This is a genomic window from Microcystis sp. M53598_WE2, assembly GCF_030067735.1.
In the GTDB taxonomy this organism is placed as follows: domain Bacteria; phylum Cyanobacteriota; class Cyanobacteriia; order Cyanobacteriales; family Microcystaceae; genus Microcystis; species Microcystis aeruginosa.
The window spans coordinates 1-1029 of sequence record NZ_JASJFE010000315.1 but is presented as its reverse complement, the minus strand read 5'-3'; the positions used below and the strand labels follow the sequence as shown (position 1 = coordinate 1029).

Here is a 1029-nt window from a genome sequence, read left to right as displayed (position 1 = left end):
GGTGCGTTAGGGTTCAATGATAATTTAATCATTAAAACAATATCACCTGTTTTCATGGTTGATAAGTAGTCGTGCAAAATTAATTTCCTAGTGAAGATAGGCAAGAGGCAAGAGGTGGTTAGATATGTGTAATTAATTTTGCTTAGGTACTTATTCTGGTTTCATGGTTTTATTATTGATAATGTTTACTTTCGTTTTTATCCGTAAAAGTCCTCATTTAGAATCTGTTCAGGTGTGAAAGGACAAGCGAGGGGATACTCACTTTCTTGGGGAATACGAATACCAAATTGAGCGCGTTTACCCTGTTTGATGGCGACTTTACGAGCGCTGGAATAGGCTTGTGTGATGGAGATTAAGAGATAAGATTTAAGAGAGGGAGTCTTAAGTAAATCATCTTGAACGCGCTGGCGATGCTCATCTACTGAATTATACCAACTTGCTTTCATTGTCTCAGGAGCATCATGCTGTATCTTTAATTTGAGTAAGTGAATCAACAAGACCATTAAGTTGCTCTCTAAGGCGCGTTTCTCTGACTTACCCAAATCTTTTAACTCCTCAATTAAGTTTTCTATATCCAGTTGTTCAAACTGTCGATTCTGTAATTGATGAATAGTTTGCTCAATCCACAACTGAAGATCTTGTTCGTAAAGTGTTGTGGGATTTTCTTGAATGTCCGATTGTTTTAATAAGTTCATTTGGCTTTCATTAAGTTAACGGTAGATGAATAATTTGGTCTTTATATTTATTATTATACTTGATCTTTACCAGATAGTGTGATCGCATTGGGTTCTTAATTATTGACCTCTCCCCTGGCCTTTCTCCTACAAGGAAAGGGGAGAGAATTTAGCGAAGAGAGTGCAACTACAAACTGGGTTTGTTGTCAAGGCTCCAGCCCGAACAAGTTTAACCTGTTTTCTTTAGATAGTGAGAAGCTAAATGGACATAACCCTATTGCCCAAATTGGGTAACTTATCTAGAATAAGTATATGAAGAGAGGAGGAGACGTGATGGAGTATCAGAATTTTTCGC

1 protein-coding gene is annotated in these 1029 nt (G+C 37.2%); it reads right to left on the bottom strand.

Going from position 1 to position 1029, the window contains the following annotated elements:
• Nucleotides 1–197 precede the first annotated feature (197 nt).
• Nucleotides 198–695 (bottom strand): DUF29 domain-containing protein, encoded by a 498-nt coding sequence (locus PX636_RS06865; RefSeq protein WP_002798842.1) that lies wholly within the window; start codon nucleotides 693–695, stop codon nucleotides 198–200.
• Nucleotides 696–1029: the final 334 nt, after the last annotated feature.

What these genes read in the sequence shown, in the direction of transcription:
- PX636_RS06865 (WP_002798842.1), bottom strand. Translation starts at nt 695, where the DNA reads ATGAACTTATTAAAACAATCGGACATTCAAGAAAATCCCACAACACTT.